Origin of the sequence: Dechloromonas sp. A34 (assembly GCF_026261605.1) — a bacterium.
Lineage (GTDB): Bacteria > Pseudomonadota > Gammaproteobacteria > Burkholderiales > Rhodocyclaceae > Azonexus.
Genome location: NZ_CP102486.1, coordinates 2,762,004 through 2,780,112, shown reverse-complemented (window position 1 = coordinate 2,780,112; position 18,109 = coordinate 2,762,004). Strand labels below are relative to the sequence as shown.

The 18,109-nt window shown below is 56.6% G+C and carries 21 protein-coding genes and 1 pseudogene; 12 read left to right on the top strand and 10 right to left on the bottom strand.

The window, feature by feature from the left end:
- Nucleotides 1-17: 17 nt before the first annotated feature.
- From NQE15_RS13900 to arsS, 4 genes are all read right to left on the bottom strand, one after another.
- Nucleotides 18-2,162, bottom strand: a complete 2,145-nt coding sequence (locus NQE15_RS13900; RefSeq protein ID WP_265942271.1) for an FAD-dependent oxidoreductase — start codon at nucleotides 2,160-2,162, stop codon at nucleotides 18-20.
- Nucleotides 2,163-2,288: 126 nt separating this feature from the next.
- Nucleotides 2,289-2,915: a peptide-methionine (S)-S-oxide reductase MsrA gene (msrA, locus tag NQE15_RS13895; protein WP_265942269.1), complete on the bottom strand. Its 627-nt coding sequence runs from the start codon at nucleotides 2,913-2,915 to the stop codon at nucleotides 2,289-2,291.
- Complete coding sequence (gene msrB / locus NQE15_RS13890) at nucleotides 2,912-3,415, bottom strand: peptide-methionine (R)-S-oxide reductase MsrB (protein WP_265942268.1); 504 nt, start codon at nucleotides 3,413-3,415, stop codon at nucleotides 2,912-2,914. The genes msrA and msrB overlap by 4 nt, the downstream gene beginning before the upstream one ends.
- Nucleotides 3,416-3,607: 192 nt before the next feature.
- The gene (arsS, locus tag NQE15_RS13885; RefSeq protein WP_265942266.1) at nucleotides 3,608-4,615 is read right to left on the bottom strand and encodes an arsenosugar biosynthesis radical SAM (seleno)protein ArsS; all 1,008 of its coding nucleotides are present in this window, start codon (nucleotides 4,613-4,615) and stop codon (nucleotides 3,608-3,610) included.
- Between arsS and NQE15_RS13880 the strand changes: the two genes are divergently transcribed.
- Both NQE15_RS13880 and NQE15_RS13875 read left to right on the top strand, forming a co-directional pair.
- Nucleotides 4,605-4,835, top strand: a complete 231-nt coding sequence (locus NQE15_RS13880; RefSeq protein ID WP_265942264.1) for a hypothetical protein — start codon at nucleotides 4,605-4,607, stop codon at nucleotides 4,833-4,835. The genes arsS and NQE15_RS13880 overlap by 11 nt on opposite strands.
- A gap of 334 nt (nucleotides 4,836-5,169) precedes the next feature.
- Nucleotides 5,170-5,948, top strand: a pseudogene (locus NQE15_RS13875) (IS5 family transposase).
- A gap of 495 nt (nucleotides 5,949-6,443) precedes the next feature.
- Here the strand turns inward: NQE15_RS13875 and NQE15_RS13870 are convergent.
- Nucleotides 6,444-6,662, bottom strand: coding sequence for a hypothetical protein (locus NQE15_RS13870; RefSeq protein ID WP_265942262.1), 219 nt, complete (start codon nucleotides 6,660-6,662; stop codon nucleotides 6,444-6,446).
- A 113-nt stretch (nucleotides 6,663-6,775) separates the two neighbouring features.
- Nucleotides 6,776-6,985 (bottom strand): hypothetical protein, encoded by a 210-nt coding sequence (locus tag NQE15_RS13865; protein WP_265942260.1) that lies wholly within the window; start codon nucleotides 6,983-6,985, stop codon nucleotides 6,776-6,778.
- 149 nt (nucleotides 6,986-7,134) lie between these two features.
- On the opposite strand from NQE15_RS13865, the gene NQE15_RS13860 reads away from it, so the two are divergent.
- From NQE15_RS13860 to NQE15_RS13850, 3 genes are all read left to right on the top strand, one after another.
- Nucleotides 7,135-7,452: an integration host factor subunit alpha gene (locus tag NQE15_RS13860; RefSeq protein WP_265942258.1), complete on the top strand. Its 318-nt coding sequence runs from the start codon at nucleotides 7,135-7,137 to the stop codon at nucleotides 7,450-7,452.
- Nucleotides 7,453-7,852: 400 nt separating this feature from the next.
- Nucleotides 7,853-8,758, top strand: coding sequence for a toll/interleukin-1 receptor domain-containing protein (locus NQE15_RS13855; RefSeq protein ID WP_265942256.1), 906 nt, complete (start codon nucleotides 7,853-7,855; stop codon nucleotides 8,756-8,758).
- A gap of 113 nt (nucleotides 8,759-8,871) precedes the next feature.
- A complete protein-coding gene (locus NQE15_RS13850; RefSeq protein ID WP_265942254.1) occupies nucleotides 8,872-9,465 on the top strand; it encodes a hypothetical protein in 594 nt (197 codons plus the stop codon).
- Between the two features lie 83 nt (nucleotides 9,466-9,548).
- On the opposite strand, the gene tnpC is transcribed toward NQE15_RS13850, so the two are convergent.
- The 3 genes from tnpC to NQE15_RS13835 form a co-directional block, all read right to left on the bottom strand.
- A complete protein-coding gene (gene tnpC, locus NQE15_RS13845; RefSeq protein ID WP_265942252.1) occupies nucleotides 9,549-11,063 on the bottom strand; it encodes an IS66 family transposase in 1,515 nt (504 codons plus the stop codon).
- 62 nt (nucleotides 11,064-11,125) lie between these two features.
- On the bottom strand, nucleotides 11,126-11,455 hold the full coding sequence (tnpB, locus tag NQE15_RS13840) for an IS66 family insertion sequence element accessory protein TnpB (RefSeq protein WP_265942250.1): 330 nt from the start codon (nucleotides 11,453-11,455) through the stop codon (nucleotides 11,126-11,128).
- Complete coding sequence (locus NQE15_RS13835; protein ID WP_265942248.1) at nucleotides 11,452-11,826, bottom strand: transposase; 375 nt, start codon at nucleotides 11,824-11,826, stop codon at nucleotides 11,452-11,454. Before NQE15_RS13835 ends, tnpB begins: the two co-directional genes overlap by 4 nt.
- A gap of 387 nt (nucleotides 11,827-12,213) precedes the next feature.
- Here NQE15_RS13835 and NQE15_RS13830 point away from each other — a divergent pair, with 387 nt between their 5' ends.
- From NQE15_RS13830 to NQE15_RS13800, 7 genes are all read left to right on the top strand, one after another.
- Complete coding sequence (locus NQE15_RS13830) at nucleotides 12,214-12,528, top strand: hypothetical protein (protein ID WP_265942246.1); 315 nt, start codon at nucleotides 12,214-12,216, stop codon at nucleotides 12,526-12,528.
- Nucleotides 12,525-12,893, top strand: coding sequence for a helix-turn-helix domain-containing protein (locus NQE15_RS13825; RefSeq protein ID WP_265942244.1), 369 nt, complete (start codon nucleotides 12,525-12,527; stop codon nucleotides 12,891-12,893). Before NQE15_RS13830 ends, NQE15_RS13825 begins: the two co-directional genes overlap by 4 nt.
- A complete protein-coding gene (locus NQE15_RS13820) occupies nucleotides 12,890-13,783 on the top strand; it encodes an ImmA/IrrE family metallo-endopeptidase (protein WP_265942242.1) in 894 nt (297 codons plus the stop codon). The genes NQE15_RS13825 and NQE15_RS13820 overlap by 4 nt, the downstream gene beginning before the upstream one ends.
- Nucleotides 13,776-14,627, top strand: a complete 852-nt coding sequence (locus NQE15_RS13815; RefSeq protein WP_265942240.1) for a hypothetical protein — start codon at nucleotides 13,776-13,778, stop codon at nucleotides 14,625-14,627. The genes NQE15_RS13820 and NQE15_RS13815 overlap by 8 nt, the downstream gene beginning before the upstream one ends.
- A gap of 140 nt (nucleotides 14,628-14,767) precedes the next feature.
- Complete coding sequence (locus NQE15_RS13810) at nucleotides 14,768-15,781, top strand: nucleotide kinase domain-containing protein (protein WP_416336465.1); 1,014 nt, start codon at nucleotides 14,768-14,770, stop codon at nucleotides 15,779-15,781.
- Nucleotides 15,778-16,224 carry a holo-ACP synthase gene (gene acpS / locus NQE15_RS13805; RefSeq protein ID WP_265942236.1) on the top strand — a complete coding sequence of 149 codons (447 nt, stop codon included), beginning with the start codon at nucleotides 15,778-15,780 and terminating at the stop codon, nucleotides 16,222-16,224. The genes NQE15_RS13810 and acpS overlap by 4 nt, the downstream gene beginning before the upstream one ends.
- Nucleotides 16,225-16,410: 186 nt before the next feature.
- Nucleotides 16,411-16,989, top strand: a complete 579-nt coding sequence (locus NQE15_RS13800; RefSeq protein WP_265942234.1) for a dTMP kinase — start codon at nucleotides 16,411-16,413, stop codon at nucleotides 16,987-16,989.
- An 11-nt stretch (nucleotides 16,990-17,000) separates the two neighbouring features.
- Here NQE15_RS13800 and NQE15_RS13795 read toward each other — a convergent pair whose 3' ends face one another.
- Entirely contained in the window at nucleotides 17,001-18,035 is a 1,035-nt protein-coding gene (locus NQE15_RS13795; RefSeq protein WP_265942232.1) for a thymidylate synthase, read from the bottom strand.
- Nucleotides 18,036-18,109: the final 74 nt, after the last annotated feature.

The window sequence follows — 18,109 nt, the reverse complement described above, 5'->3', positions numbered from 1 at the left end:
GATTGGCAGCATAGCGCCTAGCCCCGACGCCAGCCATGTAAGCGCTCGACCCAGGCGAGCAGGCGCTGCGGCGCATGCGCCTTCTTCCAGTTGCCGGCGACGTACTTGTTGGCTTCGGCCAGGGTCGGGTAAATGTGGATCGTGCCCAATATCTTGTTCAGGCCAATGCCCTGCTTCATGGCTAGCACGTATTCGGCGATCAGGTCGCCGGCATGTTCGCCGACGATGGTGACGCCAAGGATTCGGTCCTTGCCGGGCACGGTCAGCACCTTGATGAAGCCGTGGGCCTCACCATCGGCAATCGCCCGGTCGAGGTCGTCGATGCCGTAGGTCGTCACCTCGCAGGCGATGCCCTGCTCGGCGGCTTCCTGCTCGTTGAGGCCGACACGGGCCACTTCCGGCTCGACGAAGGTCGCCCAGGGGATCACCGAGTAGTCGGCCTTGAATTTCTTCAACGGGTCGAACAGCGCATTGACCGCGGCGTACCAAGCCTGATGCGCCGCCGTGTGGGTGAACTGGAAGGGGCCGGCGACATCGCCGGCGGCGTAAATATTGGGATATTTCGTCTGCAGAAACTCGTTGGTTTCCACGGTGCGCCCGGTGGTGATGCCCAGCTCCTCCAATCCGTAGCCCTGCAGGTTGGCACTGCGGCCGACGGCGACCAGCACGGCATCGAATGGAATGCGCACATCCTGGCCGGCATGCTCAGCAATCAGAATTTTTTCGCCGTTGTCGACGACGAATTGTTTGGCGCGGTGGTCAACCAGCACGGCGATGCCTTCGGCCCGGAAACGCCGGGTGACCAGTTCGGAAACCTCCGGATCCTCGCGCAGCAGGAGGCGCGGCGCCATCTCGACTAGAGTCACCCGGGCGCCGAGCCGGGCGAAAGCCTGGGTCAGCTCGGCACCGATCGGCCCGCCGCCGAGCACGATCAGCCGTTCCGGCAATTCACGCAGATTCCAGACAGTATCCGAGGTCAGGTAGCCGACCGCTTCGATCCCGGGGATAGCCGGCACGAAAGGGCGCGCCCCGGCTGCGATGACGATGCTGCGCGTCGTCAGCCGGCGGGTCGATCCGTCTTCGCCGGTGATCTCGACCTCCCAGGGCGAAACGATCTTCGCGCTGCCAAGCACGACATCGACCCCCAACTCGCCGTAGCGCGCCGCCGAGTCATGCGGTTCGATGGCCGTGATCACCTGCTGCACCCGCTGCATCACGTCAGCAAAATCGAATTCGGCGCGTGCCGACTTGATGCCGAATTCGTGGGCGCGGGTAATATGAGAGAGGAACTTCGCCGAACGGATCAGCGCCTTCGACGGCACGCAGCCGGTATTCAGACAGTCGCCTCCGAGCTTGTGTTTCTCGACCAGGGTCACCTTGGCTTTGACGACGGCCGCGATATAAGCGGTAACCAGCCCAGCGCTGCCGGCCCCGATGACCACCAGGTTGCGCTCGAAGCGCGCCGGCTTTCGCCAACCGGCAAACACCTTGTTGCGGCGGACGACCTCGAGCAGCTTGCGGGCGAGCAGCGGAAAGATGCCGAGCAGCACGAAGGAGCCGAGCAGTGCCGGCGATAGGATGCCGGACAGCGAATCGAGCCGCGCCAGCTGGGTGCCGGCATTGACGTAGACCACCGTGCCGGCCAGCATGCCGACTTGGCTGACCCAATAGAAGGTGCGGGCCGGCATCGCCGTCAGCCCGAGCAGCAGGTTGATCATGAAAAACGGGAAGGCCGGTACCAGGCGCAGGGTGAACAGATAGAAGCCCCCTTCCCGCCTGACGCCTTGATCGATCGCCGCCAGGCGCTGGCCGAAACGCTCGGCCACCCAGTCGCGGAGCAGGAAACGGGAAATCAGGAAAGCGGCGGTCGCGCCGATGGTCGAGGCGAAGGAGACGATCAGCGTGCCCCAGAGCAGGCCGAAGACAGCGCCGCCGGCCAGCGTCAACAGCGCTGCCCCTGGCAGCGAAAGCGCGGTGACGACGACGTAGATCGCGAAATAGAGAGCCACACTGAGTACCGGATGCTCGACCCGGAACCCCTCGATGCTGGCCTGACTGGCCTTCAGCGTCGACAGGTTGAAGTACTGCCCGAGATCGAAGATGAAATAGGCGGCAACGATGACGCCCAGCAGAAGCACTAGCGCCAGTTTCCGATATTTCATCTATCACTCCTGCTAGGTCGAATGGGGGACGAAGAGAAGTCTCCGTCATGTCCTATAGTCGCAGGAACCCAGGGTTTCCTTACACCTCCGATCAGAATCGACACTTCCGGCTCTGCGAGTACCCCGTCACTTCCGCTTCTCACCCCAGACTTCAGCAACCCGCGCATCCCGGCCACAGGATGCCCGGTAATAGTTATAGCGGATCGGGTTTTTCTTGTAGTAGTCCTGATGGTATTCCTCGGCCGGCCAGAAGGCCGAGGCCGGCGCCAGTTCGGTGTGGATGACCTTGAAGCGGCCGCTGTTCAGCAAGGCCTGGTGGCTGCGTTCGACCACCTGGCGTTCGGCCTCGTTCTGCCAGTAGATGCCGCTCCGGTACTGCGAGCCGGCATCGCAGAATTGCCGATCCTTGACCGTCGGGTCGATATGGCGCCAGAAATATTCGACCAGTGCCGCGTAACTGACGAGCTTCGGGTCATAGATCACCCGTACCGCTTCGGTATGGCCGGTACCGCCCCGGCTCACTTGCTCGTAACTCGGGTTCGGCAGCTTGCCGGCGGTATAGCCTGACTCCACTTCGCTGACGCCTTTCAGTTTTTCGAAATCGCTTTCGATACACCAGAAGCAGCCCCCCGCGAAAATCGCCGTGGCGCGATTGGCGTCGCTGGTCGCCGACACATCGGCGGACAGGGCATGGCCGGCAATGGCCAGCCCAGCGACGGCCAGCAGCACCTTGAAGTAATGAAGGGTTTTCATGTCAGCAGCGCCGGCATTGCGGCCCCCTCAACCACAAACTTCAAGGCAACACCGTTGTTGCAATAGCGCTTGCCGGTCGGCTGCGGGCCATCGTTGAAGACATGCCCCTGATGCCCGCCACAGCGTGAGCAGTGGTATTCGGTGCGCGGGTAGATCAGCTTGAAGTCGGTCGAGGTGCCGACCGCACCGGCCAGCGGCTGCCAGAAGCTGGGCCAACCGGTGCCGCTCTCGTACTTGTGGGCGCTGGCGAACAAGGGCTGATTGCAGGCGGCGCAGATGAAGGTTCCGGCGCGCTTTTCATTGTTCAGCGGACTGCTGCCGGATGGCTCGGTCGCTTCCTCGAACAGCACCTTGTAGGCATCTGGTGGCAGCAGCTTCTTCCACTCCTGACGTGGTTTGCTGAGCGGAAATTTGTCGGCTGCGGCGGCAGCCGGCGCCACGGGCAGGGCCATGCTGGCCAGCAGCCCGGAAACGCGGTAAATCCAGTGGCGACGGTTCATGGTGTTCTCCTGGGGGCTAGCTGGCACGACGGGTGTCGACGCTCGGGCTACCTCCTGATCGTTTGTCGTAGCAGTCGGCGCATTTCTTACAGCAGAATCGTTGCACCGCCGGTCGGCAATTGCGTCTTGAACATCCGAGTGGCATTGAGGCCGGATAGTTCCGACGCTTGCGTCGCGAGCGGCGCCTGCTGGCTAGCGTTCGCCGATCACCACCGCCACTGCCGACTGGCTGCCGGCATGCGCCAGCGCACCGCCACAACTGCTCCCCTGCCCGGCCGTACAACCGTAGCAATGATCGGCGACGTGGATCGGACGACCGCTGAGATCGGCATCGAGCAGTTCGGAAAGATGCACCGGCCCGCCTGGCGCGCCGCCCAAATTCAGGCCGAGCATCTGATTGAAGTCGCAATCATGGACGTGGCCCTGCCAACCGACCGAAATCAGGGAGTGACACATCACGCCATCGAGATTGGCCGCCTGGTAGGCGCCCTTGAGCAGCGCCATGTAACCGTGAAATTCGTTGCGTGAGATCAGCTGGCTGCCGAAACGCTTGATCGGCATGTTGGCGAGCACGAACAAGTGATTGAAGACAATGCCGTGCCGGGTCGCCAGTTGTTCCTTGTAGGCCTGCTCCAGCTTGCCCTGGTCCGGCGGCAAGCTTGGCCCGATAGGGTTGTAGACCAGGTTCAGGACCAGACTGCTGTCGGGCAGCCCGTAGCCCAGCGCATTGAGCAGGCGCAAACCCGCGATACTCGCCTGAAATACGCCATCGCCACGCTGGGCGTTGACGTTTTCTTCGAGATAGCACGGCAGCGACGCAGTAACCTCTACCTGATTGGCGGCGAGAAAATCAGCCAACGCCTCAAATCCCGGCTCGCCGAGGATTGTCAGGTTGCAACGATCGATGACACGCAGCCCCATTGCCCTAGCTTCGGTAACCAGGCGGCGGAAATTCGGATTCAGTTCCGGCGCGCCGCCGGTCAGGTCGAGCGTCTCGAGATCGTGTCGACGGGCGAATTCGAGGAGCAAGGCCATGGTTTCCCAGCCCATTTCCTCGGTGCGTTTCGGGCTGGCCGCGACATGGCAGTGGAAACAGGACTGGTTACAGCGATACCCGAGGTTGGCCTGCAGGGTGTCGAGCCGTCGGCGCCGGAGGGCCGGGAAGTCCGTCTTGACCAGCAGGGGAAAAGTGTCACGCATTGGTGTTCTCCGAATCGGTATTTCCGTTAGTCGTGACAGCGGGCGGCTTCTTACAGTTCAGTCAAAAATACCTGCCCTGCCTGATCTGCATTTGCCGGGATTATGCATTCGCCCACCGGAAAGCAGAAAAGCCCTGATCGCTCAGGGCTTTTCGCTTGAGTTTCCTGCCGGTTCAGGCAGCGATTCGATCTTCGATCATTCCCACTCGATTATTCATTGAACCGCCACACGCTTGTGTTCTTAGGGTTGTAGCGTTCCATAAAGTCCTTCATACCGTCAGAGATACCGTCAAAACCAGTGGGCTAGAGTGGCACGTCATGATACGACCTGATGATGAAGACTTCAGCATCGGAGATAAACCACGCGCACTTACCCACGCCCAAGCATCAAATGATGCCATAGCCTAGCCCGATGTCTACCTCCTTCGCAGGGCCCAAACCAGCATCGCAGGCTACTAATGCCCGCTCCTCCCCCAAAGGGCACACAGTACTAAGAACTTATCCGTAATTTGAGGTCCATGATATTTTGAGGCATTAGCCGCGGAGGGTTCGCGGATGAAGGCGAAATCGTGGGAAGTAACGGACGAATTTTGGAAGCGGGTGGCGCCATTGATACCGGCGCGGCAGGTTCGCGTAGCAGACAAGCAGTATGTGAGAAAGCCGGACGCAGGGCGCAAGGCGAAGCCCGCCCGGTTGGTTTTCGAGGGCATTGTGTTTGTACTGCGCACGGGGTGTCAGTGGAAGGCGTTGCCGGCGGGCCGGCCTGGCCGAATATGACGACATGGCCGGCATCGCCTGGCGCTGGCAGAGCATTGATGGGGCCATGATGAAGGCCCCTTTGGCGCAAGAGGCCGTGGGTCCGAACCCGACGGACCGGGGAAAAAAATGGGAGCAAGCGCCATCTGCTGGTCGATGGGCGTGGCGTCCCGTTGTCGCTCATCGTGACCGGCGCGAATCGACATGATGTGACGCAGTTGGCGGCGGTACTTGGCGCCGTGAAGGTCAAACGCCGGACGCCCCCCAAGCGCCGCTCGAAGCACCTGAATGCAGATGCTGGCTACGTCGGCGCTGCGGCGATGAAGCGCATTCACAAGCACGGCTACATCCCGCATGTGAAGGGGCGCAGCCAAGAAGCCAGGGCGTTGAAGCGCCAGCCGGGTAAGCGGGCGCGTCGCTGGATTGTCGAGGTCGCCCATAGTTGGTTCAACCGATTCCGCAAGTTGCTGGTCCGTTATGAAAAACTCGAACGCAGCTTCATGGCGCTCAATCACTTGGCTGCAGCCATCATCTCCTTCCGAAAGATCCCGATGGCCGTCAACGTAATTTATGGATAAGTTCTAAATCCCTACCGCAAGAGTTCCTCGGCTGCGCGCGCAATACCTTATCGCTACTCAGGACGCAGCGCGCTGATCACCAGGTGGTCATTTGCTAGTCGAGGGGTCAGGCTCGGCTAGCCACGAGACCTCAGCCACCAGCCTGGAACTCCAAGGGCACCAGAAGCTCCTTGGCAAGAGAGAGCCTCCCACCTCATCGAGATGCTCCTCGACATAGGTGACATTGGCATCACAGACCTCCATCTGCATTTCGAAGAAACCTATCGTCTTCGGATCCAAAGGACCAGTCTGGATTATTGTCCGCAGCTTTCGGAATGATGGTGCCCTGGACATGGGCCTTGATTAACTCAGTATCCCCCAAGATTTGCCGTGCCTCCAGGATCTTGGCGACGTCATCAAGCCAAACACAAAGTGCTTCAACTCCCCCTTGGGGCTCGTCTGTTCGAACGCAAAATAGGCACTCATGGGATCTCCAGGGCTGCAGATCAATCTGCTTTACTTCAATGGCGCGTCTGACAGCAAGAGTTGCACGTCGCCGATTTCGATCAAAGATTGCGCCGCGTCATCATCATCCGACATCCGCAGTTGAAGGGCCTTCTCATAGTCCCCGCCGATTTTCTCCCTTGCCTGCACGAACTCCCCCGTTTCGAGGTCGAGCACCTCTTCGATTTCAAGAATTTCGGCTGCGACTGAGCAAGTTGATTCGCGTTTCATGCCGAAAAGATACACCGCTCAAAATGAAATCGCCTTTTCGGGCAAGCCCCTCTCAAGAAAGCCACCCAGATTTGAGAGAGGCTTGGCTTAGCGCCCCCATTTTTCCCCGTAGATCACAGACGCTCTCCCATCCGGCCTCGAAGTCCCTCGCGGTAGAGCACCGCGCCGATGTGGCAGAGAAGCGCTTGATCATCCTCGGAAAGTTCGAGCCCATCCATCCAGGTGGCAAGCTGCACGATGGCCTCGTCGATGGCTTCAACGCTGCCGCTGATGTCCAGCAGTTCGGCATGGGCCTCGAACTGTTTGATGATGGGGTGATCCAAGATCCGGTCTCCGCTTTGGGGGAATAGCATGATCATAATTCCCATCGCGCAGAAAACCGTATCTCTTGGAGCACTCTCCAGCGTTCACGACTTTCACCAAGCAAGGTTGCGAATTATCATCACCCCTTCGTTAATCTCGCTGTCGAACCATGACCCTCACAAAAGCAGACCTCGCGGAACAACTCGTCGACGGCGTTGGCCTCAACCACCGTGAGGCCAAGGAGATGGTTGAGGGATTTTTCAAAGAAATCTCGGACTGCCTGGAACATCATGAAGACGTGAAACTGGCCGGCTTCGGCGTATTCAATACTCGTAGGAAAGCTGCACGACCAGGGCGCAATCCCAAGACAGGTGAAGAAACCCCCATTTCCGCTCGTCACGTCGTGACCTTTCACCCCAGTGGTTGCCTCAAAGACTCTGTGGAGGCCAGTCCTCATCTGTCCCTCTACGAAGCGAAAGCTGCCTGAGCACAGGCAAGGACTCTCATTTGTTGTTTGAGAGCCGGGATTCGCTCGCTGCAACGTTTTTTTAGCCGCGCTGTTGTTAGCAACACAGTAAAAATGACCCTGGTCTGTGACGTACGTGCCGCATTGCAGCCATTGGTATTTTCAAGTTTCAGCGAATGTCGACTTACGGGCGCACGAACCTACTCAAACTATCAGTCAACAGCGGTCTCTCAAGAAACAACCCAATACCGGACAATGGCTCTGTCCATATGATTGTTGATTGATAAGGAGACCGGCATCGGATAATCTCCACGTCATTTAAAACCTTACAGGCGATTCAATGATGTCCGTAATATTGGAAATGACTCGGACACTTCTGCTCCTAAATAACTATTAGCCATCACAAGGTAGGACACGCTTCATGACGAAGGTTGGAAAAGTATTTTTGTCTCATGCCAGTTGCGACAAACCATTTGTTGATCGCCTGGCAGTTGACCTCGCAAAGCACTCCTTTCCAGTCTGGTACGACAAACTCGACTTGAGAATCGGTGAGAGCGTTCCCGGGAAGATCAATGATGGGATTGCTGACTCTAAATACTTTGCCATTGTTCTGTCCCCGGCTGCTATTAGCTCCAAGTGGGTTACCGAAGAATTGAACGCTGCGCTAATGAAACAGGTCGCAAACGGTGGATCCTTCTTGCTTCCAATCCTGCTGAAGGACTGCAAAATTCCACCCCTCCTTGCTCATAGAAGGTACGCAGACTTCCGAAATGACTATGACTCCGCTCTAAAGGAACTGCTATCCCTTTGGGGAAAAGACACCGCAGCGTGTGTTGCCGCCGACAAAGATGCCGTATTCCCTTGGCCAGACGTCGAAATGCCAGATGCAGAATTTGTCTATCTTCATTCGACTCGGTTTGACAAGTTCTTTCGAATGAGTTGTTCTTTGTCCTGGACTGTACAGAAGACCATTCAATACCTCACTGACACTTTGTCGCTCCCGTGGAACATTGAGCTTCCTAACGTCGGAATGAAGTGGAGCTTTTCTTACAGGATTCGTCTGAACGGCAAGGGGCTTCCTCTGGCGACAACGTTGGCAGATGCCGGCATCTCGGTGGGAGATGTGCTACAAATTGGCATCAGTGGCACCTACCAAGATTTGTATGAGAAAGAACTCAAGGAAATGTGGGACGGATCCAAGATTTACATGATGACCACCGAGATAATGCAGCGGAGCGAATGGCTGAAGGCTCAAGTCGCGGTCAGGAAAAATATGCCCCGTGACGATTTGAAGAAAATTGCTGATTCATGCTTCGCTCACGTCTAGGCATTACATGCGATGGCCAACACTGCGCATATGGAACGAAGCCAGGTTAGCTATCTGACCAGCTTCAGACCTTAGTGGTTGCGCTGACCGACCCTCATAAAATGTAATTTCCCATGGCCTACTTTACAAAATCCGAAGCACGCTCCGCCGCCTCCGTTGGCCGCCAAGTTCAGCGGAGTGCAGGTAAGACGTTTGATCGAATTCTCAAAGAGGAAGCACTCTCGGCACAGGACAGCGCCACATTCGACATATTCCTATCGCACGCCATCAGCGATGCCGAATTGATTCTTGGTGTTAAGGCCCTATTGGAAAGCCAAGGCTTCAAAGTCTATGTTGACTGGGTCGAGGATCCTCACCTAAACCGCCAGACCGTATCAAAAGAGACCGCAGACTTGCTTCGTAGACGGATGCGTCAATCGAAGTCCTTAATCTATGTCGCAACGGACAATGCGAGCAGTTCGAAATGGATGCCTTGGGAATTGGGATTTTTCGATGGTTTTAAACCAGGATGCCTGGCGATCATGCCAATTCTCGAGACGGATTCTGCGATATTCAAAGGCCAGGAATATCTGAATCTTTACCCCGTTGTGCAGAAAAATAAGTACACAAATGGCAATCCGGACATCTTTGTTGAAGAGAGCGGCATCAAGTGGACGACACTAAGGCGCTTTGGCGGAGGTCTGCCTGCCTGGAGTACTTACCCCTGATCACCGAAGGTATCCACGGCTTAGCACCGACTAGCAAAGGCGCCGGATCCATCGTAACGCCCCGGTAATCCCGTAAGTTTCAGTCAGGCAGGATTTTGAGGTTGCCAACAATGCGGCAGCAGTTCGGCGACGCGGCTGGCCGGTTGGGTCGGCAGGCGCGTCAGGACATCCTTCAGGTAAGCCAGGGGTTCGTGGCCATTGAGTTTGGCCGACTGGATCAGGCTCATGATCGCGGCGGCGCGTTTTCCGGCGCGCAAGCTGCCGGCAAATAACCAGTTCTTGCGTCCGAGCGCGATTGGCCGGATTTGATTTTCAATCCAGTTGTTGTCGATCGGCACCTGGCCGTCGGACAGGTAATACGTCAGCGCACCCCAGCGTTTCAGGCTGTAGTCGATGGCTCTCGCGGTCGCCGAGCCATTGGGCACCAACTGGCGCTGGCGCTGGCGGCTCAGCCAGGCATGCAGGTCATCGGCAATCGGTCGGGCTTTGGCCTCACGGATTCGTCGTCGCTCCTCGATCTCGAATCCGGCAGTCTCCCGCTCGACCCCATAGAGCCGGCCGAAGTATTCCAGCGCCTCGCCGGCGATCAGGCTTTGCTGCTGGCTGTGCAGGTCGAAGAATTTCCGGCGGGCGTGCGCCATGCAACCGGCCTCGGTCAATCCGTTGGCCAGCAGGGCTTTGTAGCCCGAGTAATCGTCACAGACCAGCGTCCCGCGCCAGTCACCGAGGAATGCCTGGGCATGCCTGCCCGCACGGCTTTCGGCAAAGTCATAGATCACGGCCTTGATCGGCTCGAAGGCGCCGATGCTGTACGACCAGAGATAGGCGCGATGCGTCTTGCCGGCGCCTGGATCGAGCATGGCGACCGGCGTTTCGTCGGCATGGAGCACCCGATGCCCGAGCATCTCACCCTTTAGCGCATCGACCAGGGGCTGGAGGGCCACCCCGCATTTCCCCACCCATTGCGCCAGGGTGGATTGCGGAATGGCCAGCCCGGCCCGGCCGAAGATGGCTTCCTGGCGGTAGAGCGGCAGGTGATCGAGGTACTTGGCAATCAGGACTTGCGCGAGCAAACCGGTCGTCGGGATGCCCTTGTCGATCACATGCGCCGGCACCGGCGCCTGGGTCAGCGTTTCGCATTGCCCGCAGACCCATTTGCCGCGGATGTGGCGCTCGACCGTAAAGACACCGGGCGTGTAGTCGAGCTTCTCGGCCACATCTTCGCCGATGCGTTGCATCGTGCAGCCGCAGGGGCAGACTGCCGATTCCGGCTCATGGTGAATGTCGGTGCGCGGCAGATTGGCCGGCAACGGCTGGCGCTTGGCTTGCCCCTTCGCCTTCGCGGGCTTTGGAGAAAGCTGTTCCAGTTCTTTTTCCATCGCCGCCAGGTCGGCATCGAGGGTTTCCTCGAACAGTTGCGCCTGCTCGACCGGCCAGTGCTCGGTTTTGACCCCGAAACGCCAGCGCTTGTGCATCGCCAGTTCATGCGTCAGTTTGTCGATCTTGGCTTGGCGCCAGTCCAACTCGCGGTCCTTCTCGACCAGCAGGCGACGCAGTTCGTCAGCGTTGAGTTGGTCGAGATTGGCTGGCAAGGACATGACCGGCATCATGCCGGCCACCACAGACTCTGGCTATCGTGGACTTCCCCAATGGTGGACCGTCAAATAATCCGGATCACACCGCCGTTAGCCAGTCGTTCCCACGGCAAACCCAGAACGAGCGCATCGAACTGCGGCCGGCTCAGCTCAACGCTGGCGTTACCCTGTCGCCAGTAGAACCGCCCCTGATTGAGCCGACGGTTCGCCAGCCAGATACCGTGCCCGTCATGGATCAGCACCTTCATCCGGTTGGCTCGGCGATTGGCAAACAGATAGGCGTGGTGCGGCCGGGCTTCGCCGAACACCTGCACCACCCGTGCCAGGATCGTTTCGGTGCCGGCGCGCATATCCAGCGGGGTGGTCGAGAGCCACAGGGCATCGACCCGAATCACCGTAGCCAGTCTCGCAGCCAGGCCGCACAGTCACTTGCCGCCTGGGCAGGCCATTCGATCTTGACCGCCGTAGGGCCCCGCCGCACTTTGATCCGGATGTCGGGGATGCCCGAGACCAGGGGAGGAATCGGCACCGGCACAAAGGCGGGGTCTGTTCCTTGCGCCGGTGAAACGGACCGTCCCGGCAGGCAGCGGCTCGGTGGCTCAACGCCTCGCTCTCGCATCCAGCGCCGGAGCTGATTGGCATTGACGCCATTGGCCAGGGCAATGCCGGCGACTGACGCCCCGGCCTCACCACAGGCCGCAATCACTGCCAGCTTGAACGCCTCGGGGTGCGTCCGTCTGCGGCGGCTCGGCTTCTCGATTTCCATAGTGTCCACCATCGGTTTTAGTGGACACTATCTTCACGGTCTAAGCCCTCAATTCACAGATGACTTCGCCGGGGCCTTACGATCCATCGCCCATCAGCACCTACAGCACGCACAAATTGACACGTCAGCTGAAGTTCAAGTGGCCAGTTATCGAAATCGCGTAGCTGCAACCAGCATTTCCCCTTGGCTTTATACGCCGGATTAAAGCACCATTGGCTGTCGATGCCTGCTGATATTGAGTGATTAGGCATTGGCGACGGACGAGGCATCCATCGTTATTGCGATAACCCTCCCGAAGACCGAATCATCCCGAAGAAAAAGTATTGCAAAGCGGATTACCAGTGGTAAGATATTCTTACTACTCGTAAGAATCCAATGGAGGCTTTCATGAACGCCATGCTTGTGCAATCCAAACTGGTCGAAGTGCTTCAAAACATTCAGGCCGCAAGCGGCTTGGAATGCCCCACAATCACGGGCGCCACCAAGCCGCTTGAAGCCTTGCCACAGTTCGACAGCAAGATTTGGCCGGTAGCAATCGGGATGCTGGCCGCGGAACTCGGCATCGCCATTGCCGACGACGTCAATATCTTCAGTCGTGAAAAAGGCTGCGTTTGCTTGACCATCGATGAAACAGTGGCAATGGTTGTCGATATCGCGATAGCTCAAGTCCAGGCAACACCCAAAGTGGCGAATGCGCAATGAACGAAGCGAAAGATAACAAGCGTGCCTTGGTGGCATCCCGGTTACGCGAAGCCCGGAAAATGGCTGGTCTGTCTCAAGGCCAGGTAGCCAAAATGCTTGAACTACACCGCCCGACAATTTCAGAAATCGAGGCAGGAAATCGACGCGTATCAGCTGACGAACTCTCCAAATTTGCCGAACTCTACGACGTAACCATCTCATGGCTGCTGGCTGAAACAGCGGAGCAGCTAACAACGGATGATCCCCGGCTGCAACTTGCCGCTCGCGAACTGAGCAAACTCAAACCAGATGATCTTGACCGCCTCTTGCGACTCTTGGCATCCATGCGAAACTCTGATGCCGACGGCGTGGAGCCCACAAAATGAACGCGCGCTCGATGAGTACCTCCCCCGCTGCCGCACAAAAATCGCTGGTGATGAAAGGCATGCAAATGTCGATGTCGGTGCGGACAAAAGCGCGCCTTGACCTTAAGAGCCCCGCATGTATCTACGGTCTATGCGAAGCACTTGGTGTCGTAGTACGCTTCAACGACATCAACATGGAAGGCATGTACGACCAGAAGCCCAAACCGCGCATCCATGTTTCGGCACTCAGGCCCTTGGCGAGACGGAATTTCACCTGTGCTCACGAATTGGGTCACCACGTATTCGGCCATGGTTCGACAATTGACGAACTGCAAGACGAACAATCGAAATACTCGAATCGCCCCCCTAACGAGGTAATTGCCGACGCCTTTGCCTCCTTTGTTCTCATGCCAACCCTGGGGCTTCGTGAAGCATTCACCCGGCGTGGCCTCGACCCCAACACGGCATCGGCTTCAGATATTTATGCCGTGGCCTGCAATTTTGGTGTCGGGCAAGCCACTCTGGTCAATCATATGGCATATGGCATCGATATGATTACCCCTGTTCAACGAGCAACACTCGGGCGCATCACCCCCAAGATGATTAGAACCGAATTATTGAGCGAGACCGTTTCAGAACCTTTGACTGTCGCCGATCAATACTGGAACTCTCCGACGCTTGATGCTGAAGAAGGAGCCTTGTTGCTGCTGCCGACCGGGGTCGTTGTCGACACCGGCATCCTGATGCCTGAACGTGACCTTGCCAAGGGCCGACTTTTTCGAACGCTGAAACCTGGCATTACACGCGTCGTAATTCCAGGAACCCCCTGGGCAACCTATGTTCGAGTTGCCAGACGCCAATACATAGGCCTGGCACGCTATCGCCACTTGGAGGATTCAACTGATGAGTAAGCATCCCGCCACAGCACCGTTTGTCGTCAATGAACCCTGCCTGTCAAGGGCGTGGGCGCAAGCCTTCCTGCATATCATCGACAACTCGGGGAAAGAAATCACCCCCCTCGTCCTCAGCATCACGGGTTTTCAGGATAATGGCATCGCTGTAGAAGATGCCGCTCTTCGGCAGGCATTGGATGAATTGCTCATCCTGAAAAATATGCAAAACGTCGAAGACGTCGCCTACACGATCTTTCCTGAGCGACTCTGGCAGATGTCAGCCGGCAATCGTGCCAAATTGTTCGAGTACTATCGCTTGGCTTTTCCGAGGTATCAAGCGATGAATCGAAAATTGAATGGTCGCGGACTGTACTTCGAGCGCCTGACTAGCTACAACCAAGAAGCTCCTTGCGCAGGAAACCAGCTCGAATGGATCATTTCTCAGCACAACAACCGATCAGGCGTACGCCGATCGATGTTTCAGGCGACAACTTTTGATCCGGTGCGTGACCATGTTGCCTCATCGCAGCTTGGGTTTCCCTGCCTGCAGCACGTCACCTTTGAGCCAACGGACGATGGACTGGTTGCCAATGCATTTTATGCGACTCAGTTGATATTGAAGAAAGGCTATGGAAATTACCTGGGACTCGCACGGCTGGCCGCATTTATGGCTCACGAAATGAAAATGCCATTGGCTCGCCTGAATGTCATGGTGGGCATTGAAAAACTTGATGAAATTCCAAAAACAGATGCTTCGATGAATCCACTTATTGCTGCAGCACGAACCTGTATCGCCTCCCCAGCACCGGATGAATCAAACTCTGCACATGCACCAAGAATGGAACTAGAGACCACAACGTGATTCGCCGATTCGCCCCTCCCCCTGCTCTCGCCGAAAACGCAGAGAGCTCGAAAGTGCAGCCCCCAATGGCATGCACAGGACCAACCCACCTATCGCCCCTCAAGCTTACCCCTGTCTTTGATAGCTACTGGCGCTTCGCGGTGGAACGACAAAACGTCTTTTTCCGTCGCCTGGCTGGCGAGCCAGGTCCGTGGACAACGGACCCGATCGTTTTGGCACATAAATTCACAAACGCTTACCGTGCGTCCGACCGGGTCAGCCAGTATCTCGTTCGCCATGTCATCTACCGAGAAGACCTCCCGACCTCGGGCGCCGAAGTTTTGTTTCGAACGCTATTGTTCAAACTGTTCAACAAAATCGAAACCTGGAAACTGCTTGAGCAAACATTCGGCGCCATCACGTTCAAGGATTACCGCTTCGAACACTACGATGAGGTCTTGAGCCAAGCGATGCGGGCCGGCAAACGTATCTACTCTGCAGCTTACATCATGCCTCCGGGAAGCGCTGCCTTCGGCCATAGCGCCAAGCACCAAAACCACCTTCGTCTTCTCGAACGGATGATGGCCGACAACCTGGCTGGACAACTCGAGAAGATGCAGAGAATGCAGCAGGCTTTTGAGCTATTGCGAAGCTATCCAACCATCGGCGACTTTCTCGCCTATCAGTTTGTGACCGACATCAATTACAGCGAGATCACCAATTTTTCCGAGATGGATTTTGTCATCCCGGGCCCCGGAGCCAAGGATGGAATCCGGAAGTGCTTTGCCGATAGCGCCGGACTCAACGAGGCGGAACTCATTCGCTTGATGGTCGATAACCAAGAACGCGAATTCGAACGCCTGGGCATCTCGTTCCAGTCACTCTGGGGGCGCAGGTTGCAGCTTATTGATTGCCAGAACCTGTTCTGCGAAGTCGACAAATATGCACGCGTAGCCCATCCAGACATCTCAGGAATTTCAGGCCGGACCAGAATCAAGCAGAAATTCTCACCCATCGGCGCGCTCGTCGACCCTTGGTATCCACCCAAATGGGGGATTAATGAAAAGATCGCGGCCAGCTTTTCTGCCGGAGAGATTACAAGACAATCCGATCAGGAAATACCTGTGGCGAGACCCGGGAGGCAAAAGATACTCGATTTAGGTGATCCGCTTTGACCTCAGAGCCCGATAGTCGAGCTCAACCCACGCCAAGGCAAGATGATTGCCCGAGCCGTGGTTCGATAGTTGGACACGGACTCGATGTCGTAGATATCGCTGACTTCTCCCGACTCTTTAGAGATCCGGCCAAAGACTTCCTGGATAAATATTTCACCAAAGCCGAAATGTCTGCTGCCGGTGATGGTGTGACTCAGATACAGCGTTTGGCAGGCCGCTTTGCCGTCAAAGAGGCTGTCATGAAAGCGCTAGGTGCAGGATGGGGAAATGGCATTGCATTTACCGACGTCGAAGTCGTCACTTTGGAGTCCGGAGCGCCAACGGTCGTTCTCAAACGAAAACTATCCGAGTTGGCACTGGAGCGGACAGTTGCGGGATGGCTAGTCAGCGTCAGCCATACCAGCACCGTTGCAGTCGCCAGCGTGATTGCCACCAGTTACTGAGAATACCAACCATGCTGATTGCAGCGTTGAACGACAACCCCAATCACCCGCCCCCAATCCCTGGGCGCCTCTGCTACTCAAGCAGCTGCAGTAGATTCATGGCATACAGGCATTCGAGATGCGACCGAAGATGAGGCTATTGAAAATGAATGATGGTGACGACATTGTTGATACGAAAGTTGAATAATGGGCAGGCTATTCGTATTTGAAGGCCCCGATGGTGTGGGCAAAACGACCACCATCGAGGCGGTAGAAAAACGCCTCCATGACTCTGGTCAGGCCTGCTCACGATTTTCATTTCCAGGTAGAGAATCTGGAACGCTGGGGGCTCATATCTATGCGCTGCATCATCAGCCAGCCCAATTCGGTGTTGAAGGCTTGTCAGCGCTGAGCCTGCAAATCCTCCATGTCGCAGCCCATGTCGATACCATCGAGCAGCGCATTTTGCCGTTGCTCCGTCGGGGTGAGACGGTCTTATTAGATCGATACTGGTGGTCGACTTGGATCTACGGCAGTGCCGCCAAAGTGCCTGTGGCACAACTCAATCGACTACTCTCCGTCGAGCATTTGATCTGGCAGGAGGTTACGCCGACAACCCTTTTCCTGATGAGCCGTTCGTCGACATCAGTTCCACAGGAGATAGCACAGACTTATCGGAAGTTGGCTGAGCAGGAATCCGCTAAGTACCCGGTAGTCTCAATCAAAAATGAAAATCGGATTGATCTGGTTGCTGACGAGATATTAAAAATCGTAGCTTCGTCATGAATACTGAATAACTATGAGAGGAGCTTTGCTTCTCCTGCAGAGGACAGTTCACATCTTTCTCCCCAAGCACGCCAGGCGGCATCCAGCATTGGATTGGTATTGGAACTGGAGGCCAGTTTCATTTCATCCCGCCAATTACGCCGACGCGCCGAATCTGCCGCAACGATACGTAGCAGATTATGCCAAGCTGTTGGCAGATCGTTGCGTTCAATCAATTGGACAAATCGTGCGGGTAACAAGGGGGCCGAGCGCAATTCATCCATTGCCTCACCGACCAGAGCTAAAACTCTATCAAATTCATTTTTATTCAGATTAAGGCGATCGTTGTTTGCCGTCAAAGGAGCTTGCTCTGCAACTGCCAGCTTCTCAATATCACTGTCGTAGAGATGCAGACTATCTGCCATCAGGACAAATGAACCAACTTCAACGCCGAGCCAGCCGGCCATGATTTCTTGCAATGATGTGAACTGAACGAAGTTATGGGGGGTACCCAAAAAGAGGTCATTGCTCCGCATTACCTGCAACCACTCGAGCTTTCCGGCACGGATTTTTGGCATAGCCATGACATTGCAGGGGATATCAGCATTACGGGCAGTACCATCGGGATGCGGGAGATCAATCCGCGGATCCCATATCTGCAGCACAACCTGCCGGCTATCCGGATTGCTAGCCAATATCTGGTATGCCCGTTCGAGTTGATCTACCCCTAAATGCCGTCGTAGGCGATATCCGTAAGCACCGTGATAGGTATCACCATGGCCGGCAAAATTGGGCAAGGCCGGATTCCAATAATTCAGGAAAGCGGCATCGTTGCGTCCTTGCAGTATCCACACCAGTTCAGCAATGGCAAAAGCAGGATTTATCGCTGGCCGGCGCGACAAAACCCAGCGCTGACGCGGATCGCGCAAATGGAGACCACTGTGCATGCGTTCGCGCATGGGGCCAAGACGACTTGCCTGAAGCGAGTTCATCTCCATGTGAATCAGGTCATCTGCAGCCCGACGCCAGATTTCATCAGCCGTATTGCCTTCAAACAGGTGGATCATGAATCAGATTCCTTGGCTGACTCGAAAAATCCGTTTGCTGATGCACTTGGTAGGAGTTTGATAGCCACCATTAA